The sequence below is a fragment of the Pantoea sp. USMM079 genome (assembly GCF_037153115.1).
Taxonomy (GTDB): Bacteria; Pseudomonadota; Gammaproteobacteria; order Enterobacterales; family Enterobacteriaceae; genus Pantoea; species Pantoea communis.
Genome location: NZ_JBBCKX010000093.1, coordinates 1 through 223 on the forward strand (window position 1 = coordinate 1; position 223 = coordinate 223).

1 protein-coding gene is annotated in these 223 nt (G+C 52.5%); it reads left to right on the top strand.

Annotated elements, in window-relative coordinates; all coding sequences use genetic code 11:
• A partial coding sequence (locus WFP70_RS26670; RefSeq protein ID WP_442956379.1) for a transposase domain-containing protein occupies positions 1–223 on the top strand: 223 nt, incomplete at both ends.

The following is a 223-nucleotide window of genomic DNA, read 5'->3' on the forward strand; positions in this document are numbered from 1 at the left end:
GGCTCTCGATATCGTTCATAAGTTTACGCCTCAGGAATTCTCGGGGCTTTCCGATCTCCTTTCTCCTGAACTCATTGACGAGTGTCTCGCTGATACCGGGACAGTGACGTTGCGAAAGCGCCGTTTATCGATGGAAATGATGGTCTGGGCTGTAACCGGCATGGCACTTTTTCGCTCCCATTCGATGACCCAGCTCGTCTCACACCTGGATATCCTTCTGCCG